Annotated in this window: 4 protein-coding genes and 1 pseudogene; all 5 read right to left on the bottom strand. The window is 41.5% G+C overall.

All coding sequences use genetic code 11. The annotated features are described in order from the left end of the window. On the bottom strand, nucleotides 1–510 hold a 510-nt coding region (locus M8E35_RS26805), incomplete at its 3' end, for an RHS repeat domain-containing protein (protein ID WP_252473862.1). A gap of 1060 nt (nucleotides 511–1570) precedes the next feature. Then, nucleotides 1571–1765 carry a DUF4926 domain-containing protein gene (locus tag M8E35_RS25945; protein ID WP_252473863.1) on the bottom strand — a complete coding sequence of 65 codons (195 nt, stop codon included), beginning with the start codon at nucleotides 1763–1765 and terminating at the stop codon, nucleotides 1571–1573. Between the two features lie 16 nt (nucleotides 1766–1781). Continuing rightward, nucleotides 1782–2102: pseudogene (locus M8E35_RS25950) on the bottom strand (DUF6883 domain-containing protein); the annotation flags it as partial. 544 nt (nucleotides 2103–2646) lie between these two features. Next, complete coding sequence (locus M8E35_RS25955; protein WP_252473865.1) at nucleotides 2647–3027, bottom strand: hypothetical protein; 381 nt, start codon at nucleotides 3025–3027, stop codon at nucleotides 2647–2649. A 19-nt stretch (nucleotides 3028–3046) separates the two neighbouring features. Beyond that, the coding region (locus M8E35_RS25960; protein WP_289711018.1) for an RHS repeat-associated core domain-containing protein at nucleotides 3047–4234 on the bottom strand (1188 nt) is incomplete at its 5' end.

The raw sequence follows: 4234 nt of genomic DNA on the forward strand, positions 1-4234 counted from the left end.
AACGGTTTCGATTCTCCGTCCATTGGCGTCATAGCTGTAGAGGGTCTTTTGCCCTTCCCAGTCCGTGGCTGAGGTGAGGCGATCGAGAGCATCATAGGTGTATTTGACGTATTTGCCGTCTGGATAGATGAGCTTGGACTTTCTGCCCAGCTTATCATAGACATACGTTACTTCTTCAGCCGTGGGCAGGCTGACAGACGTGAGTCGTTCCATTTTGTCATAGCTGTAGCCTGTTTCTCCTTCCGGGCCATCCATGATGGTGCGGCTGCCCATGATGTAATAGTTATAGTAGACGTCTTCGCTATCCTGACTTTGGGCAGGATCGGCAGTAGTGGGGTTAGCTGGGGCTGAATTTGATGGAGCAGTCTTAACGTCGGTAGATTTCTTTGCCGGAGAAGTTTTTGTCGGAGAAGTCTTTGCCGGATGGGAAGGACGAGTAAATGCTCTCATCAGTTTAGCTGAATTAGTTTCTTCACTGGAGTTGGTCTGTGAGTCTATGGTTGCCTCCACTTCAGCTGTGGCTGCATCTTGGACGTTTTCGTCGTTGCTGTCCGCTTGTTTATAGAGTTTGGCTGAGAGACGGTTGAGGATGTCATAGCTGTAGCTTATTTCCGTGCCGTCTGCTTTAGTGTAGTTGGCAAGAGTGCCTACCGGGTTATACTCATAGCTTTCTTTTTCCCCTAATGGGTTGGTGCGCTGAGTGTTTCATGCCTTTGGTTATAGGTGGAGGTGCTGGTGTGGCCGTTGCCGTCGGTGGCAGAGGTTAAGTTGCCAACCGTTTCACAGGAAAATATCAAAACCGCCGCCCCACATAAATAGCTTCCTCTTTATAACCTCAAGCGGGACATACAATTACAGTGACTATATACATTAAAGCAGTGACAAAGAGAGCTACAACGTTGACATTTTAAAGTAAAGTTATATTTTGTAGTATTAAGCGGGATACTTGCTACAATTAAAACCGCCGCCCCAATACAAACAAAGTCATCTCAGATATTTAACAAATGCAAATAAAAACAATAGCAGTATACAACTTTGAAGTAATGATACTTGAAATTACAGAACTATCGTTTAAGACTGTTTACAGACCAAAATTCCAGAAATATTATAGCTGTATTATTTTCAAACCCTTTATTTTACTGGGCTAATAAGGCTTGAAAGATTTTAATATTCATTGATGCTGCATTATTACTTATCTGTAGCTTTTTGCATAAATCAGCAAATTTGATGGCCCATGAGGACGGGTATAGACAAATTTTGCATAAAAACTACAGGGAGGGGCTTCCCGTGAAGTTCCCTCCCGTTTAATCTTAGTGGCAGACAGCACAGTCTTCGTTTTGCACGTTTTAATATGTTACATAGTAACGTTATGCTGGGACAATTAAACAAAACGGTTAAAACACATTTTACAGCGATAGTAAAATAAAGAAGCCCAGCAACTAAAAATATTGTTGCCGGGCATGAATGTATTATCTCAACAATTCAACATTAGATTCAAATCGGTTGGTTTGTAGTTAGTTTGGGCAGATTTATGCAGTGAGTTCTCAATATCAAATTGAGCTTACAAGAGTTACTTATCATCAACAAGTTCTAACTCTTTGCCCGGTATTGCAAATAATGCTATGGTAATACCGTTATTATCTGAAAACTCAACTTCAAAGTTATCCCCATCATAGTCTTCAAGAATAACCCCAACATCTCCTATTTTTATGCCTTCATCAACATATTTGTCAGTTAAGAGTTTTACTTTTTGGAATGGTTTCATATCTTTTCATATCCCCCTACTTAGTAAATCCAGAAAATGGTGTGTTTAGTGTCAGCGAACCATCTGGCCTTATCATCCAACCTGATTTTAGATAACTAGTTTCGCCAGCAGCATTTCCAATACCAGTCAGTTCAATTTCTATATTGATTCTCTGCCCAAATGAATCTACTTTTCCAAGTGTATACTCACCATTTGCAAATTTAGCTGCAGCTTGTTCATTATACATTTTAATTAACGCTTCAGAATCATTTATCCCATATCCTAAATCCTTAAATACTACGTCCTTTCCAGGTGCCGCACCGTCTTTAAATATATACTCAGAAAATTTCCTAACATCAGCGCTTACATTTGGAACAGCATAACTCTCCCCCTAGTATGATAAGGTCATAGGATTAATCCAAATATTGATTGAATTCCCGTTCTGCTTTTGAGACAATTTTCTCGTACTAAGTAGAGATCATCGTTCGCCCCCTTGAGGCTTTGTCCTCGTTACTGAGACCGGTGCCTCTTCTTTACGAGAGTTTACGAATGAGCTGGATGCTGGTGGGCTATATGCCTTCTCTTCGAATATCGAGCTAGGTTGTGATTCGTAAAGGTAAGGTGTGAAACTGTAGTTGCCTTTTGGTGGTGACTGCTGTCTTTCCAACATCTACCACCATGTTATCACACAGCTTTCTTCAGCGGTAGAGTCGGCATCTAGTACCCCTTTGCCTAACCAGCAGAACTTCATTGGCTCCCTATTTACCTGCTTGCTACAAAAGTAGCTGGATTCACTGCAATAGAAAAAGGGTCCAGGCTGACTTTTCGCTGAACCCTTGTGACACATCGGTTTGCTAGAATCGTTGTACCGAGGAACTTACAGCAGAATCAACATTATGCAGTCAGTGCTCCACTACTTCTAAACTCTTGCAAGCTATTTTGATGATATTTCCATCAATCAACTTAATATTTACTTGATACCAACTGTCATCAATTTTCTTTACTCCTCCACCAGGCAGAGGACTTTCTCCATATAGACTCTTTACAACTTGTAACGATTCATCAATGAGACTCCCGTATGTCTCAACATTAATCTCTTCAATGACTGACTCGTCCCAATGTCCTATGAAAGAGAACCCAATATAGTCCTTACAGCAAATTGTCAAATTACCCTCAATGTCTTCTGATACGGTTATTAGCACTCTCTCATAATCAATTTCAAATTTATCTAATGACCAATCAGCCCAACTGCTATTGTTAATTTTATCTACTATGCTATTCATATATACCTCCAAACTTGTATTACTTTAACCAATATTGAGGGAATGTAGCTTTATTACTTGAATCACCTTTTCCCCATTGACCTGTAAGCCCATTTTTCTTATGCTCAACATGAATATGCGGCACTTCATGGTAAGGATTATTTTGCCCTGAGAAACCTGGCTTCTCGGGATGAGCATCCTCAACTCTTACTCTAACAGGCCCATTACTTCCCTCCCCAACGTACTTACCATTTTCATTAGTCATTTTTGATAGGTTGTTATTGAAGCTTTCTTTTGTTGCAGGGATTAAGTCTCCTTTTGGTGTAACGTAGAAATCTGTCTTTACAGCATTACCCGCGCCCCCTTTTAGTAGAGCCGCAGCTTCATCTGTGTATTTTAAAGCTCCGATCACCGGTAGTAACCCTGCTGTATCAAGTGTCGTCTTTCCAGCATGGCTCCATGACCATTCCCAATTCTTCACATCATAAGATATGTCTCTGATGTCTCCTGGCAAATCTACCCCAAGTAAACCCGTACCTATTTGTCCTGCTGTTCCAAGAGCAGTTACATCATTTGTGTAATTACCTAGTATAAGCTGTTTTCCAGATGAAACTAGATAATCAGCATTACTCGTCCCCTGAGGGGATATATCCTCCCCATCACATAGAACTTTATTATAATTCGGCTTCATCGCTGATGCCTGATCTGCATATGACTTAGAATCTGTCACTCTAACACTATTGCTGACACTATTACTTATCGTTGGTCCAACCAATATATTCTCCGGAACAACTTGGGGATTTTTCAAAGAGCGTATAACTTCCGTTATAGGCTTATAGACCGCAGGCTCAGGCCTAGAGTTCATTGGAGAGTATTGTAAAAACTGTTCCGCGAGCGTAGGCTTATATGAATATGCTTGGAAGGTGTCGGGATTTGGTATATGACCGCTCGGATCAGAATACATCACCGGATTATTAGCCGTATACACATACCGATTTAGACTCAGCGGGCTCATGATCTCTCCCAGGTAACTATCCCTGGTCTGGAACCTGCCCATGCTCGGGTCATAATACCTTGCTCTTAAAAACTGCAAGCCGGAATCAATATCATGAGCTTCACCGTTGTAGCCATAGGGGTTGTTGAATAGCCTAGTATTCGGGCTTAACTTCCCGCCGGGCATGGGGGCACCAAAGGGGTCATAACGGTATTTGTCCCGAACATGCCCTGC

It is taken from the genome of Desulfosporosinus nitroreducens (genome assembly GCF_023897015.1).
In the GTDB taxonomy this organism is placed as follows: Bacteria; Bacillota; Desulfitobacteriia; order Desulfitobacteriales; family Desulfitobacteriaceae; genus Desulfosporosinus; species Desulfosporosinus nitroreducens.